Raw genomic sequence first — 21,850 nt, forward strand, 5'->3', positions numbered from 1 at the left:
CAACAGCAAACCGGCAGTAACCAAACCATGAGGGTACTTCTGATATCTTTTATCTGCGTTTTGATGGTCCAAGTTGCTTTTGGGCAGGACCTCACACCCAGATTTCGGCAACTTACCATGGAACATGGGCTGTCCCAGTCCTCCATTACCTGCGTCCTTAAGGATAGTCGTGGGTTTATGTGGTTTGGCACCGAAGATGGACTGAACCGATACGATGGTACCGATTTTACGGTTTACAGACCTGTACCCGGCGATCAGCGGAGTCTAAGCAACAGTTATATCAATACGCTTGTTGAAGACCAAGATGGTTTCCTATGGATAGGCACCAAAAACGGACTCAACCGCTATGATCCCGATCAGGACAACTTTATGACCTACCTTCAAGACATTGCTAATTCTGCAAGCTTGGACCGCAATTGCATCAATACGCTACAAAAGAGCCCGGACGGACAGCTTTGGGTAGGCACTTGGAACGGCCTCTATGCCTTTGAACCCGATACGGGTTTTACAAAGTATAATACGCCTGGAATTGACCTGGACTACAATGTAAAGGCTATAGCACCTGATCCCGAGGGCAATCTTTGGGTCCTAACTACGCAAATGCTGGAAAAAATAGAGTGGAAGGCAGGTGCATTTGCCACGTCCTTGGTGCTACATCCCGTTAAAGACTATTTTAACAGTTCGCTCCTTTTGGATTCCTTGAATCTCTGGATCGGAAGTAGCAAGGGGGTTACAAGGTATAATTTGGATACCCGGGCTACGACCACTTTTCCCTTTTACGATTCCCCGGAGCAGTATGATACCAAAAATATGGTATTATCTATTTGTGAAGGTGTAAAAGGAAACCTTTGGTTAGGTACCGTAGGGGGAGGACTGGTGCATTTTAACAAAACTACACAGGAGTTTGGGGTGCTCCGGGCAGATGTCCAAAATAGGTTCGGGTTGGGGTCGGACTCTATCAAATCCTTGCTTTTGGACGACCAAGGTATCCTATGGGTGGGTACTTTTGGTGGCGGCATCAATATACATGACACAAAAGCACCAAGGTTTCAGCATTACTATCATATCGCGGAGGACCCTAACAGTCTAAGTGAAAATTCAGTGCGGTCCATTTTTCAGGACAGCGATGGAGAAGTGTGGGTGGGGACCCATGACGGATTAAATCGCTTTGATACCCGCTTCAAACGGATAAAGGTTTACGATGGACCGGGATTAAAGACTTCTCAAACCCATACGATTCGGTCGCTCTGCCAGGATAGCCAAGGGGCTATTTGGGCGGGTACCTGGCTGAACGGACTGATACGTTTTGATAAGCAAACGGATACCTATAAGCGCTACCATATGCTGCCGGGAAGAACAGATTCAATAAGGCAGGTTAGGGCTGTGAGAGCTGATAGCCAGGGGAATATTTGGTTTGATTCCCAACAGGGACTTTGGCGATTCAATCCAAAGACCCAAGCGTCCAAAAACTATCCACATCGGGAAGGGGACCCGGACAGCCCCACCACCAACGCAATCAATTACCTCTACTTTGACAAGGCCGAGAACTTATGGATCGGCACTCAAAATGGACTCAATCGACTCGATCCCAATACAGGCAAAATCAAGCGCTACCTTCCCGATCCCTTAAATCCCGGATCCTTGAGCCACAAGTACGTTACCAGTATCGTTCAGGACCAAAAGGGGGCTATATGGATAGGCACGTATGGCGGAGGTCTGGATGTCCTGGACCCCTCTACCGATACCTTTGATCATTACAATACCGGCAATGGTCTCTTGAACGATGTGGTATACGGCGTGTTGGTGGATGAGCGTGGCTTTGTGTGGTTTAGCGGAAATACGGGGCTGGGACGGTTAGACCCCAATACACAGAAAATCAGCTACTATAGGGAAAACCTTGCGGTGCAGGGAGATGAATTTAATGCAGGGGCATATTTCCATGGAAAGGCAGGTGCATTCTTCTTTGGAGGAATCAATGGATTTAACCTGTTTTACCCCAATACCATGAATCATTCAGATTCCTTGGGAGACCTCGTATTTACCGATTTTCGGATTTTAGACCAAGACGCTCCAAGGTTTTGGCAGAGCCAGGTATCAGATACCGGTGCCATACAGTTAGATTATACCCAGAATAGTTTTTCCTTTAAGTTTTCGGAGTTGAACTACTCGGATTACGTAGACCACACCTATGAATATCGGCTCCAAGGCGCTGAGGTAGATTGGCAGCCCCTGGAAAGGAAACAACGGATCAGTTTTACCAACCTGCCTCCCGGTTCATACACGTTATGGCTACGAATACAGAACAATCCGGCCAAGGATACCTCGGTGCAAATTTCTATTTCCGCACCTATTTGGCGCAGTGGTTGGGCATATACTTCCTATACCTTGCTGGCGCTTTTACTTGTGGTTCTTGTTTACCGAAAGGAAAAACGGATGCGATCCACGCGCCAACGGTTTGAGCAGAAAATACGCGATTTGGAAAATGATACCGCGGTCCCTAGCCTGCCACTAAAAAAAATAGGAATTACCTCAAGCGATCAACGACTTTTGGAGCAGGCCGTTGACATTGTGGAAAGGCATATGGAAAACCCCGATTTCAGTGTGGAAACTTTCGTACGGGAAATGTATATGAGTCGGACGCAACTCCATAGGAAACTAAAATCCCTCACCGGTTTTTCCACCACCGAATTCATCCGTATGATACGCCTAAAACGAGCTGCCCAGATGCTAAAGGGCAAGGCCGGAACGGTAGCCGAAATTGCCTACAAGGTAGGTTTTGATAATGTGGGGTATTTTTCCAAATGTTTCAAGGAGACCTTTGGGGTACCACCTTCGCAATACAAGGGCTGAATTCTTTCCGCTACACCCCCTTTGAAACATATCTGTATAAAATTGGAACATATCACTTCTTTGCTCCATAGCACAGACGATACATTTGTTATATCCCCATTTACCAGGTCTCGAATTCAGGAATTCTGAGGACTACGGCCATCGCTGTAGACCGCGGTACATACTTGGCCCTATTGCGGAAACGCATTGCTAATGTACCAGAAACCTACTTTCCCCGGTGTACCCCTTTGGTCCCTGATACTAATGTTAAACCCGCTATAAATGAAGCAAATTATCTTCTTCCTTCCATTACTAATACTCACCAATATGGGCCTTGCCCAGGAAGGCTTACAGACATATCGAAGGGCCAAACTCTATTCAAAGGACTACCGGATCATCAAGGTCAACCGCCTATCAATTGACCAAGGACAGGCCGATTTTTTCAATGTGAAGACCAGGGCCCATGAAAAGATGAACTTAAATGACCTTACTCTTATCCGTGTACCCAAAGGCAGTCATGCCGTACCGGGCGGACTTATTGGTGCAGGGACCTTGGTACTTACTGCTTTTCTGATCGACATACAGCCCGATCCGCTGGGAATAGAGCGGGATCGAGGGGCAGAATTCTATGTTGGTTTTACTGCTGGAGGGGCTCTGGTGGGAGCGCTTGTAGGTTCTCTGTTCCCCAAATGGAAACCAATTTTTTCGGATGGGAAGTTCGTGGGGAAAAAATTACCGCTGCGGTTAGGGCTAAGCTCCCAATACAATGGTTTAAACCTTAAAATAAAACTGGCAATATGAACAATCCAAAACGAGGGCTTCTTTTGCTGTTTTGCCTTTTTTCCCTATATGCCACGGGTCAAAAATGTAAGACGTCCTCAAAAATGGCCCGAAAAGCGGCCAAACATCTCACGGAAGAAAAAATTATCAAAGCCACCAAGCTCCAGCCCATATTTTCAAAGTTTAGTCAGGCCGCAGGTGCTACCTTGATACAATCGGACAAGGGATTTTACCTGCGTTTGCAATTGGTGAGGGAACTGGGCAGGCGTATCCATATTATGAGCGATAACCCGCTGGTTTTTCAGCTTACAAACGAAGCTAGGGTTACCCTGTATCCGGATCGGGATCATCCCGGAAAGTTCAACCTACCGGCCACAACGGAGATCAACAGACCCTTTTACAGGGTAACCGAAGAGCAATTGAAGGAATTGGCCACCAGCCCCATTCAATATGTGAAGGTTTATTTTACTTCGGATAAAGTGGCGGAGGACAAACGGGGAAAGGACGATCTGGGTATTTTTTTTGATTATGAAATTTTAAACGATAATTTCCAATCCAACCTCCTGGAGGCGGCAATATGTATGCTCCAAAAATGATTCAAGAACAGGAGTATAAACTAGGATAAACCCATCATGAACAAACCGCTATATGCCATGCTGCTTGTGATTTCAGGGCTGATGTCCTATTGGGGCTTCAGACCAGAAATCTACATCTTTGATGTATTGGGGTTTGGGAATCCTAATCCAATCACTATAGATAACCCATTCCTTCTTTGGGTCAAGAACCATTATGCCGACCTAGCTTGGTGCCTTGCAGTCTATCTAATGGCGGATTATCTGGCCACCTTAAGCTACCCCAGGGTGTACAGCTTAATCTTATGGAGTCTTCCGGTCGTGAGCGAGGGGTTGCAGGCCATGGGTATACTGTACGGAACCTTTGATTGGATAGATATCTTCATCTATATTTTTTTGTTAATCCTTTATTCCATAAAAACCTTTTCCATGAAAAAGCTGAAATTACATTTTGTAGGCCTGGCAGTATGTGCCCTGGCCATTTTTGGACTCGTAGCCAGTAAAACCTCCAGACCCGCAGTGCGTACTCCTCCAGCGCCCAAAAAACCTGTGGTCTATACGCAGGCTACCTTTATACTACAGCCCAAACGGGACGAGATCTTTACCAAACCCTCCCTGTCCAACATCCTGAAGACCACTGGAAACACATCCATTGTGTTAAGGGTTCCGGTCTCTGAGGAAGACAAGATCACAGAGGCTCAAAAACAGATCAACAATACCATTTACAGTACCATTGAGAAAGAACTGTTAAAGGCCGATTATGTGGTTCGGGACCGGGCCATGTTTGCCAAGGCCTTGGAAGGGGAGAACAGTTCTGCGGATTATGCAGGTATCCATAGAAGCACCAAGACCGACCTTATATTGGAATTGGTAACGTACGGGGATATTAAGCACAATACCAATAAATATGTGGATGGGAATGGAAGCGAACAAGCAGCATCGGTCAATTTTTCCTTTACGGGGACCTCTGCAGAATTTAAACTGATCAGTGTAAAGGACAACGACCTGGTGGGGTCGTATACTTTTTATTATACCCCTTGTGTGGACGGTTGTCGGTATCGGATAAACGCTGCCGGTACGTCCAACAAGTTGCATGCCATTAGCACCGATACCAAGGATACCCCCTACGAATATGTGGCGCCAGATGTGCTGGAAAACTTTTTCAAGGAATGCTCCATCCGGTTGATCAAGGAATTAAAAACCAAATAAATCCAGGCCAAAGAAAATTTAAGGGCATCGACAATGCCTTTTACCGGAACACATCCACCCGTGAATTCCATGACAAGGGTCATTTCAAAAACCCCCAGTTCGGAATATCTTGTGCCCAAACTTTTATATAACCAAAGTATGTCGATCAAGAAAAAAGATAGCGGGGGCGTAGCCATTGGAGGTATGCTCATTGCCGGGGTCGGAGTGGGACTTGCCTTTGTACAGCACTCCCCAATGTTGTTTGTGGCGGCCCTGCTTAGCGGTCTGGGCCTGGGATTGGTAATTGCTGCAATCTTTGCGCACAGAAGTAACTGACGTTCCTATGTTGCCCTTGTCCAAATTCCTAAGTGGCGTGTGCCCAAGCTAAAGGCCAACAGCGTTTAGCCTTTGGAATGGATACCAAATGTAGATCTGTAGCGATAGTAGCGATTCATGCACCAGCCGTTTTCCTGGCTGTAATACAAGCTGCGTTTCGCATAATTCATGTTTAGTGTTTTCATGACGATTTATGTCTTAGTCCTTAACTAATAGACGTTTGCGAAGGGATTTTGTTACAGCCTACGCCGCTCGAAACTGCCTTACGCCTAATTTACGGTTTCCGGTTCCCTTGCTTTGTGCGGTTCAAAATCTTCCGAAAAACGGAGCGTTTGCGTATGGTCCCATAGCCGAACATCATCGATCATCCCAAGCCCGTTAAAAAAGTAGCTTATTTCCTTTATGGCCCCGATAGGTTCGGTGTAGGTCGATGTAAAGATGGGTTTCCCGTTCAGCACAAAGTTCACCTTTTGGTCCACGACAGTAAGCTGCACCTCTTGCCATTGATACATTTCCGTCCCGAACATGGTAAGATCCTGGTATTTGCCAGGATGTTGCACTTCGCCCAGGCGTGTGTACAGTTCACTTTCACAACCTTTAAGTCCGAACATGATCCAATAGTAACCCGTTTCTCCCTGTACATGGAGGTTTATGTTGGGACAGGGAACGGCATCCAGAGGGTCCATCTTAAATAGGGTACTATAGCTAAAATTATCACCGTCCATACCAAAATCCCTCACTAGATAAAAAGCCAGTTGAAAGGCTTGGGAGGGATCAATATGACCTGCCCGAAGTACGTCTTCATCAATGCCCATATGAGGGGCATCCGACCAGTACTTACGGTCAAAGGCCCGTATCGTGGACATGGGTTGCCGTGCAGCCATAAACCAATCGTAATGTGTAATATGGATGGGTATTTCCTTGATGACCACGGTATCGGCCAGGAGTCGCGCCGTATAATAGCCTGGTACGTAGTAAATATCGGTTTGCTCCGTATTGCCCTTATAGATTTCCACCCTTCGGCTCTCATCCCAACTTTGCTGAAGAAAAAACCGATCGGCCGTCACGGATTCCACATTGTAATGAAAAACAACGGTATTGGGAATTATTCCTTCCACGGATTTTTTATAGGAGAAGGTCACAGCCTCCCTTTCAGCAGGGGATAGGGTAGGGGTTTTGTCCAATGCCAAGGAAAGGAGGACGCCCAGGCCAAACAGCAGACCTAGAATAACCACAATATAGATCAGCGGATTACGCTTCCCTTTCTTTTCACCTACTAAGGCGGGATCTGTCCAAGGCGTTCTGGACAGCCATTTTTTCTTTAAGCTTAGCCAGTCCATTTGATAGGCCAATTGGGCAAGTACATCCAAGGTGGAGATATGGGGCAGTCGGTGATATTCGTTTCGCCATATCCGTTTGATGGTGGAAAGACTTAGGGGTACCCCGGTCTGGTCCTCGATGTAAAAAACCAAAAACTCATAGTCTTTCTGCACCCAATCGGTCTTGCCCTCAAGGCCGGAAGCCTTAACGATCCGCCGCTTGATACTTTTCAACAATTCCCGGTCTATGGTCGCCAAAGTGTTCATTTACAGCCGTGTATAGTATTGATCGAAAAAAGGTCCTAAAATAAGTGTAAAACGAAAACAGGCCTTCCTACACTTCCTTTAGTTTAGGATAAAAATAAACGATTTTAAAACCTCTTGTACATGAAAATTCCAAAAACAGTACTTACCTTATTTTCCCTGGGGTACACACTTTGCGCTCTGGGACAGCAAAACCTATTTGAGCAGGATAAATGTACCATTCTATCAGAAGACAACCAACCCACAGCCTATATCGATACCATTTTTAAGGGTAAACAAAGCTTAAAACTGGACAGTAAAAAACAGTCCATTGCTTTGACAAAAGCGGTAGAAGCCAAAAATTTTAGGGTAGAGATGGATATTGCCGGGGCGGTCATGTCCGGTCTAGGATTTCATGTGGCCAACGAGCACAACTATCAGTTTATCTATTTTAGGCCCGGTTTGGGAGGAACCCGGGAGGCCATACAATATATCCCAATCTACAACGGTGCTCTAAGTTGGGTGTTTTATAATTATCCCACCTATGAGAAGGAGGCCGATATTGAATCCTTGGAATGGTTCCATGCTGCCTTTGAAGTTCAGGGAAACCGCTTAAAGGTCTTTGTGAACAATAGCAAGGAACCACAAATGGAGGTAAGGTTGTTGGACAAAGAACTAAACGGCGAGCATTTTCTATTGCGTAGTATGTTCGGCCCCTCTTACTTTGCCAATGTCACTTTCAAAGCCCTACCGGAGGTAGCACCCAAGGTCGCCAAGCCGCTCTCGGCATCTTTTTTGCGTGAATGGGAGATTTCCGTCCAATTTCCCAGGGATACCACATCCAGTCATTTGGCTGCAACAGTAGACCCGAACATCATGTCCGGTCCGTGGAAAAAGGTGTATGAACCCGATGATGCCTTTGTGAATCTATCCCGTTATTTTGAATACCCGACAGGGGTAGCGGTTGCCAAAACGCAGCTTATGGCGGAAAGTGCCCAGACAAAAATCCTGCATTTCGATTTTGTAGGCAAGGTACGTATCCTTTTAAATGGTGAAGAGGTATTTAGTTATGGGAAGATCAAGTTTGAGCGCATGTTCGATGGTATGTTCCGGACGACCCTCGACCTAAAAAAGGGAAGCAATGAACTACTGTTCATAGCGGATGGGGATGCTGCTTTTTTCGGGGAAGGCTTTAAGACCATGGGCCGTCTGCAGCATACCAACTGGGGTTTTATAGCACGGCTCCAAGACTAATGAAAATTCCTGTAACACGGACCAAAAGACATCACCTTTACAACAACATGGAAATGATCCAAAAAATGAAAACCTCCACGACCCTTGCACTTCCGCTTTTGATTATTGGTTTGTTGCTCGGGTGCGGACCCCAGAGGGATGTGGAAGAAAGCGTTGAGAACAGCCACCTGAAAATGAAAGATTGGTTTCTTTCCGCAGGAGATTGGGAGACCGATCCACAATTATACGTTCGTGAGTTCGGTGCTGGTAAGGATACCATTATCGTGCTTCATGGCGGGTGGGGAGCCGAACACAGTGGTCTTGTGACCGCCGTCAAGGATTTGGGGAAGGATTTTCATTTTTTCTTTTATGAACAACGGGGTTCCTTGCGATCGCCCTTTCCGGACTCCCTTATCACCTTTGATCACCATATTGAAGATCTGGAACTTTTACGGAAGGAATTGAAATTAGACCAAATGACGCTCGCGGGGCATTCCATGGGAGGGGTATTGGCCAGTGCCTATGCGCACCGGTATCCGGAACACATCAAGAAACTGGTACTGCTGGCTCCGGCCCGGCTCAGGGAACCCTTACCAGAAACGGACAAAGAACTTCAACACCAAGAATACTTGGCTTCCGTGGCCTACCGCAACCGACCTGAAACCGAAGAAGAATTGGACAAATATGGATTGAACCGGAAATCGCCACCCCTGAGTTCCAAGGAAGAAACCATGAAGTATCGTATCAATATGGGGAAACTTATGCTTTCGGATATTTCAAAATGGCCGCAAATGACAGGTGGGAGGGCTTTGTACAAGGCCCATGTTTACGGACTTACAGAGAAGAGCTATCCACCGGATGGCTGGGACTTCATTGCCGAATTTCGAAAAAGGGATTACCCCGTGGTCATTATCTCCGGCAACCATGATTGGTTGGCCTTCGGAAATCTGTTGAATAAAAAATGGACCTCAGATATCCCACATATGGTCTTCCACGAAATAGACAATGCGGGGCACCTTCTTTGGATCGATCAAGCCGACGAATTGACGCGGGCATTGCGTCAGCATTTAAAATAAAATACGATAAGATCGGTTTTTTTGTGACATTTTCCAACTTGTGGCTACTAATAGAATAACCACAAAATAAAAGGAATATGAAACGTATACCATCGTATAAGGAATTAAGAAGACGCTTCCATGAATTTTATGTGCGTGAAGTACGCACTTTTAACAAGATGTTGGGCATCAAATAAATCAGGGGACTTTATATCAAAGCTAAGCTCCGGAACGGGCCCGGGCATTGCGGGTGAATACCCATTGCCATCTATACACAAAATGGAGCTGGCTATACATATTCCAAACCAAAACCTAATGCATTGAGGTAACTTAAGGTATCTCCTACAGAATTTGTGAGCCGCTTGGAGACAAGAGCGGAATATGGGATTCTGAAGGGGACGGTTTAAACGGTTCAAATAGCGTTGCGCATCATGGCAAAAAAGTTCCTCGGTCAAAAAACGAAACGGTTTTATTTTAATAATGGCGTTGAAGACGTCAGTTATGTCGCCATCTATGGGGATCAATTTGAATTGGATACCGCCCAGGACGGTACGGCGGCCGACCGGCGTGACGCTACCTACCGGGGTCGGCCAGGTGAAATTGCCGCTAACACCCAATTTGTCCAGAAAAGGAGCCTTGAGCTTTATTTTTTGGACATTGGCCAGGGCGATGCTTCCTTCATTGTTACGCCGAACAATACCAAAATACTGGTCGATGGAGGACTCAAGGACAGGGCCCTAGGGTTTTTGATATGGAAATATAGACTGGACCAAGCTGCCAATTCTGTCATTATTGACCATCTCTTTTTGAGCCATGCGGACAAGGATCATGTCGTGGGACTGGTCCCGCTCTTAAACCATCCCCAGATTACTGTTAAAAACATTTACCACAACGGAATTGGACTCTATGAGTCGGGCCACAACGAGGTGCTGGGCACAAGGGTCAACGGAAAGCTCACCACCATCCATAGCAGCCTATCGGATCTGGATGGGGCTGACCTCAAGAGTGGGTTTAAGAATTGGATCGATGCGGTAAAGGCATCGCAAGCCAATTATAGAAGACTGGACAGCACGGAAGGCTTTATGGATGTTGGTGACCCCAACATCAAATTGGAGGTATTGGGACCTGTTTTGGAGACGGACGGTAGTTTTAAGTGGTTCGGAAACAAATCACATACCATAAACGGACATTCCTTGATTTTTAGGATCGATTATGATCATGTGAGGGCTTTTTTCTCGGGTGACATCAACATAGAGGGAAGTGAGCACCTGTTGCAGGTGGTAGGAAACAGTCTTAAAGTAAACGCCCATATCTTTAAAGCCCCCCATCACGGGAGTCATGAATTCTCCCAGGAACTCTTCAACGACATCAATCCCATGATTACCGTGATTTCTTCGGGCGAAACGCCAGATCACGGACATCCCAGGGCCGTTTTTCTTGGAGGTATCGGGAAGGCGGGGAGGGGGAAGAAACCTTTGATATTCTCCACGGAACTATCCGCTTTGTTCATAGATTCGGGCGACCCGGAGGCTGTGGACCATTCCGGGGTCGTAATCACCACCATGGGCGATTTGGATTTTTCACAGGCAGCATCCAACAAGGAAGCGAGACAACGTTTTAAGAAAGTTCTGCCCGGAATGATCAATGTACGCACAGACGGAGAACAGATATTTGCCTTTAGGCGTGTAAAAATGGGCTACCAATGGGAGTCCTACGAGATGAAATTTTCGGACACTTAAGCTTGGGGCTCGGAAAGTTTCCGTTCATCGCTGATTTCCCCCTCAATATTGTAGTAGGCAATAATTACCTGTATCAGGCCATTTTTCCGGTATAACCATTCGCTTACCTCCATGGTAAAATCGTCCTTGGATACGGTATAGCGAACACAGGCTTTATCGGGACCATAGATCTCGTCATGGACGAGGATACGGTTGCCCAAAAATTTGTCCCGGTTGGCTTCTACCAGCTTTAGGTATTCCTTTTTTGATGGTATGGTTCCGTATGGGCTAGTGTGCTTAAAATCGTCGGTTACAGGGATTTCTTGGAAGTTGCCCGTTTCCCAGACGGCAAACCATTTTTTTACTAAATCCTTTATTTCCATTGTACGTTATTTTTGGTTGAAACTATTGGTCATTTATTTCTGCACGCTTTAGGACGAGCGAACTGATAAGATTGATGATCAGACCGATCATGAATACCGTTAGGAACAGGACAAGACCCTGGAACCAGGGGGTAAGGACAAAATCGGGTGTTTGCGCTATTTGGGCCTGCATTTCAGCGAGCTCGGTTTCGGAAAGCCCTTTTCTGCTCCACTCGTCAAAGCGGTCACCGGCCATCGCAAAAAAGAGCATGCTGTACAAAAAGGTGACCAAGGAGGCGATAAAGGTGATGCCCAGCCCTATTTTGAATCCATGGACGAAAGTGAGCTTGCCGCTGTTAAGTTTGTCCCTGAAATACTTAATTCCCAAAGGGACACACATTAGGGACAGGACAATGGACAGATAGCCAATGGCCTGTGAAACCCCAGGGCCATAGATTTGTGCGACCGTAAACCAGTTGATCAAACCCAGTCCAATGGAGATGCCGCCTCCCCATAGGCCGTAACGCAGTACATAATTTTTCATAGGATATCATTTGAATAGTTGCCACAAGTATAGCCCATTGGCTCGAAAAAAAAATCCCCCTAAAGTAGGATTTTTATGTTCCAAGCATATTTCCTACTAAAGTACCAGGGCATATTTCCCTAGATGATATGGAGGTCGCGTCCTATTTTGACAGCCTCCGTCCTGCGTTTGGCCTTGAGCTTTACCAAAATATTGGAAACATGGGTCTTCACCGTACTTTCGGCAATAAAAAGCTGCGCTGCTATTTCATTGTTGGATAAACCGTCGTTCATAAGTAGCAGTACCTTGTGTTCCTGCTTGGTGAGATTTGACTTCCGTAAAATACGCGGTCTATGATTTTCCCTTTTTTGCTGGAGAAACCTATTGATGAGAAAACCGATCAGAATAAACAGCGCCCCCGAGAGGACAATGAACACGTTAGCGGCATCACCTGTGCTCCATAGGGAGAGTTTGTTCAGTTCGAACAGGATAAAAATAGCGGCCGCTAGACTTCCAAAGATCAGTATGGTCTTTCTCATGATGGATGGAAATGCACTATCAAATTTAATCATTCCATTCCCCATTGTCAACCATCCGATGTTTACGGAAGGTTTGGGACCGCTCCTCCACGCCTGGAATACGGACTAAAAGGGTATTTTTAGCGTTCCCGATACAATTTTCCATGAACTGTGGGATACCCTAAAGCGGATTAATTTTACCCGACTGTCCTTTTTGATTGCCCTGGAGCACCTTCCCCAAACCCTGGGGGATAGTAGTAGAAGTTGGTTGTCCGCGTCCTGCAGTATCTCGGTAATCTCGCGCTCGACATCGGTGATCAGTTTTTGCCGAATCTTCATATGTTTGGTCAAATCTTGCACGTCCTTGGCAATATTGGAGGACATATGCCCTTCTAGCTCAACGACCAGGGCCTGGTCCATATCGGTGCGACCTCCGAATTTTAGAAGAAGGTCCGGGTCTACCTCTATAGGAATGTTCACTACCTCCTTGCCCAACTGCTTTCCAAGCTGTTTCACCTCCTGGATGTGAAACCCGGTGGTCAACAAGGTTCGTACACTCTCCGGAATTTGGGAGGACCCGATTTCAATATCCGCTATACAGACAGGCAACACATATGCGTTCAGCTTTTGGTAGATTTCACCCGCATGGTCCTCGGCCTGTTGTTGTGTACACTCCAAAAAAGCATAGGCCGGACTGGTCCGTGCCTCGGAAATGGCCATGTTGTTAAAATAGCGGAAGGTATAGGAAAGATCAAAGTCGGAATGCTTGCCAATAAGTGCTTTCACTTTTAAATATAGTTGGTTTAAACCGGTATCGCCTACCTCATGGGCGGCATCTTCCTTGACATAATAGCCACTGCGGTCCTTGGAGGCTACCAAGCCTATTTTCTCCAGTTCCCTATAGGCGCCCAGAACAGTATGCCGGTTCACGCCCCAAAGCTTCTCCGCTTCCCGAACCGAGGGGAGTTTGAGCCCCGATGGCCATTTGCCCGTCGCTATCTCATAAATGCAATGTTGCACAATATCGGCCTGTTTGCCTTTGATCAACTCCATAGGACCTGTTTTCTGTTTCAAATATAACCAAAAGGAATAGTGTAATTAAATCTGTTATAAAAAATATTACAGATTAAAACTAATTTTGTATGTTTGTCACAAAGCAACATCCATGAAATTCATCAATCTACTCCTTACCAGTTTATCTTCTGTAATGCTTTTTGCATGCAACAACGACCCAGGTAGTGGGGTGGACCCAGGGAGTCATTCCCTTCAAGACGGGAAAAACGCCTATTTTTCCATGGATCATAGCGTAGCCTATTCGGTCTTTACCAATGTTTGGCAGGATACGGTACAGACCCTGGAAGACCGAACCGCCGCCGCCCGCTATTTGGCCAAGATGGACTGGCTATTCTATCGGAAAAACAAAAAAGCGCATGCCCTTCTGGATACCCTGGAGCAACTGGATCATGCCCTAAGTTGGACATACCTTTTACGGACAAGGCTCCTCGCGAAGGAGTTAAAGTGGGATGAGGCCATTGCCGCTTCCTCTTTAGCCTTGGAAAACGGCATTTCCGAAACTGAAAAATATCACGCCCAGTTGTTCTACGTCCAAGCCCTTTTTGAAAAGCAGAAAGCACTTGCCCTTGCTGGCGAAGATGTATCAACATACACCAACCCGAAGTCTCAACAAGCATATGAGCTGCTTCAAAATCTCGCCCGTGATAAGCCTGGAGATGTGGATATCGCGAAACGGTACCTGGGGTATTCCCTACTGTTGGGCAGGGGAGAGGAGTCCTTTACGGCCTGGATGTCCTATTACCGGCTCACCGATATTGATCAGGTGCATCCCTCCCTGTTAAAAGCTCCCCACGCGTTCCGGGACGCCCTGTTTCGTTATACCCCCAATTACAAAACAGAAACCGACCTTGTCGTTATCATCAAAGGTCTGGCGGAATCCGGGTTTTATGAATTTTCGCAAATGGTCAAGAAAGTTCACTTTGGTGATGGGCTCCATACCGATCCGACCATCAATAACATAGGCTCCTATGTTCATTTTCTACGGGGTATAGATAGCGTTACCCAGGCCTTTTATATAAAGACCATAAACGGGAATGAAAACAAAAAACACTATATGCAGGCCATGTTCGCCGAAGGAAAAAAATTATGGGATGCGTTGTCATGGCAAGGGGATAAACCACCCCTTTCTGAGGAAAACCTGGTGAAGGAGCTTAGGAAGCGATTTAAGGCCGTAGTAAAATTCATGAGCGCCAACGGCTATTATGGGCTACATATGGGACACGTGATGTTGGATGATAAAAGAACGATCGAGCAGTACAGGGAAAAAGCCGAGTTCAGGTATGTGGCCATAGACCATATGATATCCAACGGTTATTCCGGCTGGTTTTGGGATGGGGAGGCAGAAACCGGGGGCTGGGCAAACGACGATGGATCCTTTTTGCAGGTGCGAAGTGCCTATACCGGTGGACCTATACTTTCTTGGTTGACCGTAACGGATTCGGTAGAAATCCAAAAAACACAAAAGAAGATACGGAAACTTCGCGCCCTGGACGATTCCCTGGCTTTGGAAGATAAGCATGCCTACCTGCCGGGTTTAAACGAATGGATCAACTATAATGAAAAAAAGGAAATTCTGGACTCCCTGAAGAATACCGGACTAAGCGGTAGCGCGCTGCGGTTAAAGTTCATCAACGCCTTGGAACGTATTGTTTTGGAGTCCAGCATCTACGCGCATGAAGGTAGACATGCCATTGACAAAAAAAACAACTATTCCTATTCCTCGGAAGAGCTCGAATATACCGCAAAACTGTCAGAGATTTACTTTTCTCGAAAACCCTTACTTTCTTTTAATGCCGTGCTATCCAGGAATATTGGCGATGGAACATCGCACGGCAATGCCAACCTAAGGGTCATTAAAAAACTGGTGCAGTGGATTGAGAACCATGCCCATATCATTGCAGCCTATGACACCGACCAAGCCGCCCTGGTCCAGATCTACAAACTTACCGATGCACAGTTGCGCAGTGCGATCCGGGCAATAGACCCTATGGCAAAACAATAAATAGGTAAGGTCGCGGATGATATGTCTGCCGGGGAAACACGCATAAAAATCATATTTTTTGTGTAATTTACCCTGGTGCTATGACCAGGGACATAATAGATATCAATGATTTTACCATTCTAGTGGAAGAATCCGCTTCGGAGCAATCTACGACAGATAGCTGTACGTTTGATGAACCCGTAATTGCAGTGGCGTTCTATGGTTCGGGTAATGTGGACCTTTCTGTAAAATATGCAGATAAGCAAACGGATTTTAATCATACAAAAGGCTTGGCACTTTCATTCTACGCAAATGAAAAGGTGGTGTTCGTCCATACCGTTTCAGCCACGAAACCCCTTCAATGCATTGTCATCGCTACGGCGACGCGAAATCTGGAAAAACTTCCCAATGAGGAAGGGGAATTGTTTTCACAATTGCTGCACCAACTAGTGCATCCTGAAGATCACTACGTGGAAGGTCCTCGATTTTATATGACCCCTGAAATGCAGCACATCGTGGATCAAGTATTCAATATTCGTTATGAAGGAAAAACCAAAATGATGTTCTTTAGGAGCCAGATGACGGCTTTGTTGTCGCATTTTTTTGGGCAACTGGCCACGATGCATACCGATATGATCAAGGCATCCGAGCGCGAAAAGCTATTCGAAGCCAAGGAAATCCTCTCCAACAATCTTGAAACACCACCTTCGCTAACGGAACTGTCCAAGCAAATAGGGCTGAATAGCTTCAAACTGAAAAAACACTTTAAGGAACTCTTTGGGGTTCCGGTTTTTAAATACCTTCAGAACGAACGGCTCACCCGGGCGCACCAGCTATTGAGAAATCGTGAAGCAACGGTCCAAGAGGCGGCCTGGCACGTTGGATACGATTCCCTAAGCTCATTTTCCAATGCTTTTTCAAAAAAATACGGCTTTCGCCCCAGTGAGATAAAGCAATAATCCCTTTCGAACAAATCTTCATCCCTTTCGGACAAGCTCCCCGCTTGTCAATACATCAACTTTGTCCTATCAAAATCACTAAAGGACATGGACATGCAAGGCAATAGGGAAATCACTTCAAGGATACACCGGGTAGCAACCGGTTTTGGCACCCTTGGCACGTTTACACCCACTAACAAGAGGAGTGTTATCGGCTTTCCTGCACACCATTTCAAAACCGAAAAGGAGACATCGGAAAATAACGGCTAACATAACTTAAAATCACTACCCATGGAATTATCTATCAAAATTGTACTGCTGCTTACCGCAACCTTGCTGACGGGACTCTCGGCCGGTCTTTGTTTTACATGGACCAATGCTATAACACCGGGAATAGGACGTTTGGACGATGTTGATTATCTACAGGCTTTTCAACATATGAACAGGACCATTTTGAATCCGCAATTTTTTGTTGTTTTCTTTGGACCGCTACTTTTAATATTGGCGGCGGCCTATACCTATAGGGGATACCCTGGTCATATCCTCTGGCTGCTTCTTGCCGCAGCAGCTTGCTATGCGCTGGGGCTTGTCCTCGTTACCCTATTCGGCAATGTCCCATTAAATGAGGTCTTGGACGGAACAGATTTGATGGAAATAAGTCTGGAGGACGCCCACTCCCTTAGGGCCAGGTTCGAATCCAAATGGAACCGGCTGCACCTGATCCGAACAGTTTCTTCGACTATTTCTTTCGTATTGCTGCTCCTTGGCTGTTGCGTAAAAACAGTTTAGAAAGGCAAGGCCAGGAAGTGGAATTAGAAACTATACTCCAAAAAAAATCGAAACAATTATTAAATATAAAACAGTAAAATGATGACAAACAACGTATTAGTACTCGGTGGAAAGGGTAAGACCGGCCGCAAGGTTGCCCAAGGACTTACCAAATTAGATCAAATTGTTCGCATTGGATCGCGAACCGAAAGTCCGGCCTTTGATTGGCAGCAACCGGAAACATGGGAAGGAGCATTGGAAGGCATGGACAAGGTATACCTCTGCTTTCATCCAGACCTGGCCGTGCCCGGGGCTTTGGAGGCCATTGAAGGATTTACCAAAGCAGCCAAAAAAAGCGGCATTGTAAAGTTGGTACTGCTTTCGGGCAAGGGCGAACGTGAGGCGGAACTATGTGAACAGGTGGTCATCCATTCTGGAATAGATTATACCATTGTACGCGCCAGTTGGTTCAACCAAAATTTTAGTGAAAGTTTTTTCTTAGATCCCATTCTTGCAGGTCATGTAGCCTTGCCGCATGCAGATGCCAAGGTTCCTTATGTGGATACCGATGATATCGCCGATGTGGTGGTCGCTGCCCTTTTGGATGACGTGCATAGTGGTCAAATATACGAACTGACGGGCCCTAGACTCTTGACCTTTGAAGAGGCGGTAGGTGAAATAGCAAAAGCTACGGGAAGGGAAATTGCGTTTACGCCCATTTCCTTACCTGCCTATACCAAGATGTTGGAAGGTTTTGGTGTACCATCGGATTTTATTTGGCTGATCAATTACCTCTTCTCGGAAGTTTTGACCAACCCCAAAAACTCTGTGGTGACCAACGATATCGAAAAAGTATTGGGAAGAAAGCCCAAGGACTTTTCTGAATATACACGCAAAGTGGCTGCCAGCGGTGTATGGAACCAAACCGTCAATAGTTAGGCGAAGAGAAATTGGAAACCCTCGGCAAATCGATGGGGTTTTGGGGCAAGCTTTTGGGCTTGCCCTTTTTTTTTGTGAAAAGGGTAGGTAACAGGAACACGGCCTGTTTGCCTAAAAACAGGCATTTTAAAAAAACCGGGCCCTGAATTCAAAAAATTTACGAAAACGGTTTCGTGAATTTTCGCTCTCTCCTTCAAAGAGTTTGTAATAAACTCAAAATCAATAAATTATATTTTAGTAGATACCTACCTGTTGGGCTTGTAAAAATGGAGAGTGCCCCCTCCCGTATTGTTAAAATATCGAAAATCGCCTCATACATCCGATAATTTTGAAGGGACTGCTGCACATGTTTTATCGATTTTAAAATTACTGACAAAGTAAAAATTAGCTAACTAAACTTAAACTTTATGAGAAAAGAACAGGTGAAAATTATGGGGTCACTGGCCTTGTTGTTGATTGGTTTCAACGGCATGGGCCAGACCGTTTCCGGAAACGTGTCGGATACCTCCGGACCGCTTCCGGGTGCAAGTGTTTTGATGAAGAGCACGGCAAACGGAACCCAAACGGATTTTGACGGCAGCTATACTCTGGAAGATGTTTCGGGCGATGCGGTACTGGTCTTCAGCTATATTGGGTATCTGACCCAAGAGGTTGCGGTAAACAACAGAACGACCATAAATGTGATACTTCAGGAGGATACTCAGGCGTTGGACGAAGTGGTGGTGCTCGGATACGGCCAGACCCAGAACAAAAGAACCGTTACCACGGCAGTAGGAGTAGTGAAGGCGGAACAGATACAACTTTTACCCATATCCCAGGCAGAAGCTGCTTTACAGGGAACCATACCGGGTGTTGTGGTACAACAGAATTCGGGATCGCCCGGATCGCCCCAGACCGTTCGGGTCAGGGGTATAGGGTCACCGAACAACTCCAACCCCCTGTTTATTGTAGATGGGGTACAGGTGCCTAATCTAGGTTTTGTAAACCCCAATGACATTGTAACCCAAACGGTACTAAAAGATGCCACCTCAACAGCTATCTATGGTTCTAGAGGGGGCAATGGGGTAATTTTGGTAGAAACACTGAAAGGGAGCAAACGAAGTACTAAACCAGAATTTACGGTTCGGAGTTCCTACGGTATCCAAAGCCTCGCGAACAAACCGGATTTGTTGAATAGGGATCAATATGTACAATACTACAACGAAGGTGTTGCTGCTGCCGGTGGAGCGATTGTTGCGGGTTTTAGAGGGCAGTTTACCGAGGCGGAACGCGCAGCTTTGCCCGACACGGATTGGTATGATGTCCTTTTCGACGATGCGCCGGTTCAGGACGTATATGCCTCCGTGGTCGGAGGAGGGGAGAACCTTTCCTACGCCGTTTCAGGAGGTTATTTCGGCCAAGAGGGCATATTGGGCGGCAACAATAAGGCCGAGTTCAATAGAAGAAACATAAGGACCGCACTGAGCATTGATCTAACGGACCGCATAAACGTCAGCGGTATAGCACAATATCAGAATCAGGACCGCTTTACCATTGCCCAGAACAACGGTGGTGCAGGTGTTGGCATAAGTAGTTTTATTAATGCCTTACCTCCCATTTATCCAGCATTTGATGAGCAGGGCAACTTTTTTAATCCCGGCCTTCAGGGTATTGCCCCCGTAGCCAATGGCGTAACGCTCAACAGTTTGGGAGCCGTTCAAAACCCACTCTTTTCCGTTGCCTTGTCCGATACCCGGGCCATACAGGATGTGCTTAATCTGACCTTTGCCTTGACCTGGGAACCCATTGACAATTTAAAACTAAAGGGGACCTATGGCTCCTTCAATAATTTTTCCTTTATCAAAACCTTCAGTCCGTTGATTCAGCAACCAAGTCAACAGTACGATACCAGTACCGGAGTTGCTTATCAGGAGAGTACCAATCGTCAGATTAACAGACAGTATGGAGGAACAGCGGAATACGCCTTTGAAAAATTGGCGGAAAAGAACCATAATCTGGATGTATTGCTTGGATATGAGGTGGTTGAAACAGGTTTTTTTGGCGGACCCACCGTACGGGACGCCGGACAATTCCTAACCAACGATTTTAAAGAGGTAAATTTTGCACTTTCAGTTGACAATAGTGATGCCACGCTTACCCCCGGGGTTTCTACTGAAATAGGAATGGAATCCTTCTTTGGCAGGTTAAATTATAACTACAAGGAAAAGTATTTGTTCAGTGCCGTTTTGAGGAGGGATAAATCGTCCAACTTTGGGCCAGATAATAGAGAGGCATGGTTTCCGGCGATTTCGGCTGGCTGGGTACTGTCCGAGGAAGATTTTTTCCAGGGCCTTACTACCATAGATCTGTTTAAGATAAGGGGTAGCTGGGGGATAAGTGGTAATGACCGTTCGTCCAGAGCACTGGCTTTTTTATCTTCCGTGAGCACCAACGCGAGTTATGCAGGCCAACCGGGAATTGTATTGACGGGTTTGGCAAATCCAGATTTGGGATGGGAAGAGTTGACGCAGTTCAACATAGGCTTGGACATCAATGCGTTTAACAACAAGCTCGGCTTCACGTTAGACTACTACTACAAAGAAACCACAGATATATTGCTCTCGGCTACGACACCCTTGACCTCTGGTCTAACACCCGCCGTTCAAAACATAGGTGCTCTTGAGAACAAGGGTCTTGAAATTTTGCTGTCCTTTCGGGATACGTACAACAGTGGTTTTGGTTGGAATGTTGCGGCAAATGCCGGATTTAACGATAACGAGGTCACAGACCTCGGTGAGACTTCGTTCATATCATCGGCTCAAATACAACCGCAGTTCAATGACTTTGCTTCCAGGACACAGGTTGGAGACCCCATAGCCAGTTTTTATGGCTTTGTGGTAGAGGGCGTGGATGCCAACGGTAACCTGGTCTTTAGGGACCTTAATGGCAATGGCAACAATCAATTGGTCCCGGATGGGGGCGATAAGGCCATTATAGGAGATCCCAATCCTGACCTTACTTTTGGATTTAGTTTTGGGGTAAACTACAAGGGCTTTGATTTCACCACGTTCATGTCAGGAACCGCAGGAAACGATATTTTGGATGCGACCATTAGATATGACGCCCAAGGAACCAGCAGACCGGCATCTTACGTTACCGAACCAGGGGCTCCGCGAAATGTTGTTGTAAGCAGCGCTCCCAACAACGGGGAGCAATTGATATCGGACTTTCATATCAAGGATGGAACCTATTTAAAGGTAAAAAATGTTACCCTGGGTTATAGCCTTCCAGAAAGTGTATTGGACGCATTGGGGGCCAAGGAGGTACGGGTCTATGTTTCGGGCCAGAACCTGTTCGTCCTTACTGGATACACCGGAATAGATCCTGAAATAGGCCAGAACAATATCAACACTCCGCTCAATATCGGAATTGACCAGGGCTTTTTTCCACAAGCCCGTCAGGTGCTACTCGGATTTAATTTTAAGTTTTAAAAAG

General features: G+C 46.2%; 18 protein-coding genes. 13 read left to right on the forward strand and 5 right to left on the reverse strand.

Features of this window, described 5'->3' with window-relative positions; translation table 11 throughout:
• Nucleotides 1–27: 27 nt before the first annotated feature.
• The 5 genes from ACRD67_RS07645 to ACRD67_RS07665 all read left to right on the forward strand — a co-directional run bounded on the left by ACRD67_RS07645 (nt 28) and on the right by ACRD67_RS07665 (nt 5,705).
• Nucleotides 28–2,850, forward strand: a complete 2,823-nt coding sequence (locus tag ACRD67_RS07645; protein WP_430966483.1) for a two-component regulator propeller domain-containing protein — start codon at nt 28–30, stop codon at nt 2,848–2,850.
• A gap of 261 nt (nt 2,851–3,111) precedes the next feature.
• Nucleotides 3,112–3,630 (forward strand): hypothetical protein, encoded by a 519-nt coding sequence (locus ACRD67_RS07650; RefSeq protein WP_430966484.1) that lies wholly within the window; start codon nt 3,112–3,114, stop codon nt 3,628–3,630.
• Nucleotides 3,627–4,205, forward strand: a complete 579-nt coding sequence (locus tag ACRD67_RS07655; RefSeq protein ID WP_430966485.1) for a hypothetical protein — start codon at nt 3,627–3,629, stop codon at nt 4,203–4,205. The genes ACRD67_RS07650 and ACRD67_RS07655 overlap by 4 nt, the downstream gene beginning before the upstream one ends.
• A 36-nt stretch (nt 4,206–4,241) precedes the next feature.
• Entirely contained in the window at nt 4,242–5,390 is a 1,149-nt protein-coding gene (locus ACRD67_RS07660) for a hypothetical protein (RefSeq protein WP_430966487.1), read from the forward strand.
• A 138-nt stretch (nt 5,391–5,528) separates the two neighbouring features.
• The gene (locus tag ACRD67_RS07665) at nt 5,529–5,705 is read left to right on the forward strand and encodes a hypothetical protein (RefSeq protein ID WP_430966489.1); all 177 of its coding nucleotides are present in this window, start codon (nt 5,529–5,531) and stop codon (nt 5,703–5,705) included.
• Between the two features lie 269 nt (nt 5,706–5,974).
• Here ACRD67_RS07665 and ACRD67_RS07670 read toward each other — a convergent pair whose 3' ends face one another.
• Nucleotides 5,975–7,291, reverse strand: a complete 1,317-nt coding sequence (locus ACRD67_RS07670; protein WP_430966491.1) for a hypothetical protein — start codon at nt 7,289–7,291, stop codon at nt 5,975–5,977.
• Between the two features lie 120 nt (nt 7,292–7,411).
• On the opposite strand from ACRD67_RS07670, the gene ACRD67_RS07675 reads away from it, so the two are divergent.
• The 3 genes from ACRD67_RS07675 (at nt 7,412) to ACRD67_RS07685 (ending at nt 11,294) form a co-directional block, all read left to right on the forward strand.
• Nucleotides 7,412–8,521 (forward strand): hypothetical protein, encoded by a 1,110-nt coding sequence (locus ACRD67_RS07675; RefSeq protein WP_430966493.1) that lies wholly within the window; start codon nt 7,412–7,414, stop codon nt 8,519–8,521.
• On the forward strand, nt 8,521–9,576 hold the full coding sequence (locus tag ACRD67_RS07680) for an alpha/beta fold hydrolase (protein ID WP_430966495.1): 1,056 nt from the start codon (nt 8,521–8,523) through the stop codon (nt 9,574–9,576). The genes ACRD67_RS07675 and ACRD67_RS07680 overlap by 1 nt, the downstream gene beginning before the upstream one ends.
• A 410-nt stretch (nt 9,577–9,986) precedes the next feature.
• Nucleotides 9,987–11,294: a ComEC/Rec2 family competence protein gene (locus tag ACRD67_RS07685; RefSeq protein ID WP_430966496.1), complete on the forward strand. Its 1,308-nt coding sequence runs from the start codon at nt 9,987–9,989 to the stop codon at nt 11,292–11,294.
• Here the strand turns inward: ACRD67_RS07685 and ACRD67_RS07690 are convergent.
• From ACRD67_RS07690 to ACRD67_RS07705, 4 genes are all read right to left on the reverse strand, one after another.
• Nucleotides 11,291–11,656 carry a nuclear transport factor 2 family protein gene (locus ACRD67_RS07690; protein WP_430966498.1) on the reverse strand — a complete coding sequence of 122 codons (366 nt, stop codon included), beginning with the start codon at nt 11,654–11,656 and terminating at the stop codon, nt 11,291–11,293. The genes ACRD67_RS07685 and ACRD67_RS07690 overlap by 4 nt on opposite strands.
• Nucleotides 11,657–11,678: 22 nt before the next feature.
• Nucleotides 11,679–12,179, reverse strand: a complete 501-nt coding sequence (locus tag ACRD67_RS07695) for a DUF4199 domain-containing protein (RefSeq protein WP_430966500.1) — start codon at nt 12,177–12,179, stop codon at nt 11,679–11,681.
• A 119-nt stretch (nt 12,180–12,298) separates the two neighbouring features.
• Nucleotides 12,299–12,697 (reverse strand): helix-turn-helix transcriptional regulator, encoded by a 399-nt coding sequence (locus ACRD67_RS07700; RefSeq protein ID WP_430966501.1) that lies wholly within the window; start codon nt 12,695–12,697, stop codon nt 12,299–12,301.
• 105 nt (nt 12,698–12,802) lie between these two features.
• Nucleotides 12,803–13,729, reverse strand: coding sequence for a GntR family transcriptional regulator (locus ACRD67_RS07705; protein ID WP_430966502.1), 927 nt, complete (start codon nt 13,727–13,729; stop codon nt 12,803–12,805).
• A gap of 112 nt (nt 13,730–13,841) precedes the next feature.
• On the opposite strand from ACRD67_RS07705, the gene ACRD67_RS07710 reads away from it, so the two are divergent.
• The 5 genes from ACRD67_RS07710 (at nt 13,842) to ACRD67_RS07730 (ending at nt 21,846) form a co-directional block, all read left to right on the forward strand.
• Nucleotides 13,842–15,752, forward strand: a complete 1,911-nt coding sequence (locus ACRD67_RS07710; RefSeq protein ID WP_430966503.1) for a tetratricopeptide repeat protein — start codon at nt 13,842–13,844, stop codon at nt 15,750–15,752.
• Between the two features lie 80 nt (nt 15,753–15,832).
• Complete coding sequence (locus ACRD67_RS07715; protein WP_430966504.1) at nt 15,833–16,690, forward strand: helix-turn-helix transcriptional regulator; 858 nt, start codon at nt 15,833–15,835, stop codon at nt 16,688–16,690.
• Nucleotides 16,691–16,960: 270 nt separating this feature from the next.
• A complete protein-coding gene (locus ACRD67_RS07720; protein WP_430966506.1) occupies nt 16,961–17,458 on the forward strand; it encodes an anthrone oxygenase family protein in 498 nt (165 codons plus the stop codon).
• Nucleotides 17,459–17,536: 78 nt separating this feature from the next.
• Nucleotides 17,537–18,376 carry an NmrA family NAD(P)-binding protein gene (locus ACRD67_RS07725; RefSeq protein ID WP_430966507.1) on the forward strand — a complete coding sequence of 280 codons (840 nt, stop codon included), beginning with the start codon at nt 17,537–17,539 and terminating at the stop codon, nt 18,374–18,376.
• Between the two features lie 407 nt (nt 18,377–18,783).
• Complete coding sequence (locus tag ACRD67_RS07730) at nt 18,784–21,846, forward strand: SusC/RagA family TonB-linked outer membrane protein (protein WP_430966509.1); 3,063 nt, start codon at nt 18,784–18,786, stop codon at nt 21,844–21,846.
• Nucleotides 21,847–21,850 lie beyond the last annotated feature (4 nt).

This window comes from Eudoraea algarum (assembly GCF_050589645.1).
GTDB lineage: Bacteria > Bacteroidota > Bacteroidia > Flavobacteriales > Flavobacteriaceae > JBNGOQ01.

Bases quoted from the DNA above. Each gene is read 5' to 3' on its own strand.
- ACRD67_RS07645 (WP_430966483.1), top strand. From the start codon at position 28: ATGAGGGTACTTCTGATATCTTTTATCTGCGTTTTGATGGTCCAAGTT.
- ACRD67_RS07650 (WP_430966484.1), top strand. From the start codon at position 3,112: ATGAAGCAAATTATCTTCTTCCTTCCATTACTAATACTCACCAATATG.
- ACRD67_RS07655 (WP_430966485.1), top strand. From the start codon at position 3,627: ATGAACAATCCAAAACGAGGGCTTCTTTTGCTGTTTTGCCTTTTTTCC.
- ACRD67_RS07660 (WP_430966487.1), top strand. From the start codon at position 4,242: ATGAACAAACCGCTATATGCCATGCTGCTTGTGATTTCAGGGCTGATG.
- ACRD67_RS07665 (WP_430966489.1), top strand. From the start codon at position 5,529: ATGTCGATCAAGAAAAAAGATAGCGGGGGCGTAGCCATTGGAGGTATG.
- ACRD67_RS07670 (WP_430966491.1), bottom strand. From the start codon at position 7,291: ATGAACACTTTGGCGACCATAGACCGGGAATTGTTGAAAAGTATCAAG.
- ACRD67_RS07675 (WP_430966493.1), top strand. From the start codon at position 7,412: ATGAAAATTCCAAAAACAGTACTTACCTTATTTTCCCTGGGGTACACA.
- ACRD67_RS07680 (WP_430966495.1), top strand. From the start codon at position 8,521: ATGAAAATTCCTGTAACACGGACCAAAAGACATCACCTTTACAACAAC.
- ACRD67_RS07685 (WP_430966496.1), top strand. From the start codon at position 9,987: ATGGCAAAAAAGTTCCTCGGTCAAAAAACGAAACGGTTTTATTTTAAT.
- ACRD67_RS07690 (WP_430966498.1), bottom strand. From the start codon at position 11,656: ATGGAAATAAAGGATTTAGTAAAAAAATGGTTTGCCGTCTGGGAAACG.
- ACRD67_RS07695 (WP_430966500.1), bottom strand. From the start codon at position 12,179: ATGAAAAATTATGTACTGCGTTACGGCCTATGGGGAGGCGGCATCTCC.
- ACRD67_RS07700 (WP_430966501.1), bottom strand. From the start codon at position 12,697: ATGAGAAAGACCATACTGATCTTTGGAAGTCTAGCGGCCGCTATTTTT.
- ACRD67_RS07705 (WP_430966502.1), bottom strand. From the start codon at position 13,729: ATGGAGTTGATCAAAGGCAAACAGGCCGATATTGTGCAACATTGCATT.
- ACRD67_RS07710 (WP_430966503.1), top strand. From the start codon at position 13,842: ATGAAATTCATCAATCTACTCCTTACCAGTTTATCTTCTGTAATGCTT.
- ACRD67_RS07715 (WP_430966504.1), top strand. From the start codon at position 15,833: ATGACCAGGGACATAATAGATATCAATGATTTTACCATTCTAGTGGAA.
- ACRD67_RS07720 (WP_430966506.1), top strand. From the start codon at position 16,961: ATGGAATTATCTATCAAAATTGTACTGCTGCTTACCGCAACCTTGCTG.
- ACRD67_RS07725 (WP_430966507.1), top strand. From the start codon at position 17,537: ATGATGACAAACAACGTATTAGTACTCGGTGGAAAGGGTAAGACCGGC.
- ACRD67_RS07730 (WP_430966509.1), top strand. From the start codon at position 18,784: ATGAGAAAAGAACAGGTGAAAATTATGGGGTCACTGGCCTTGTTGTTG.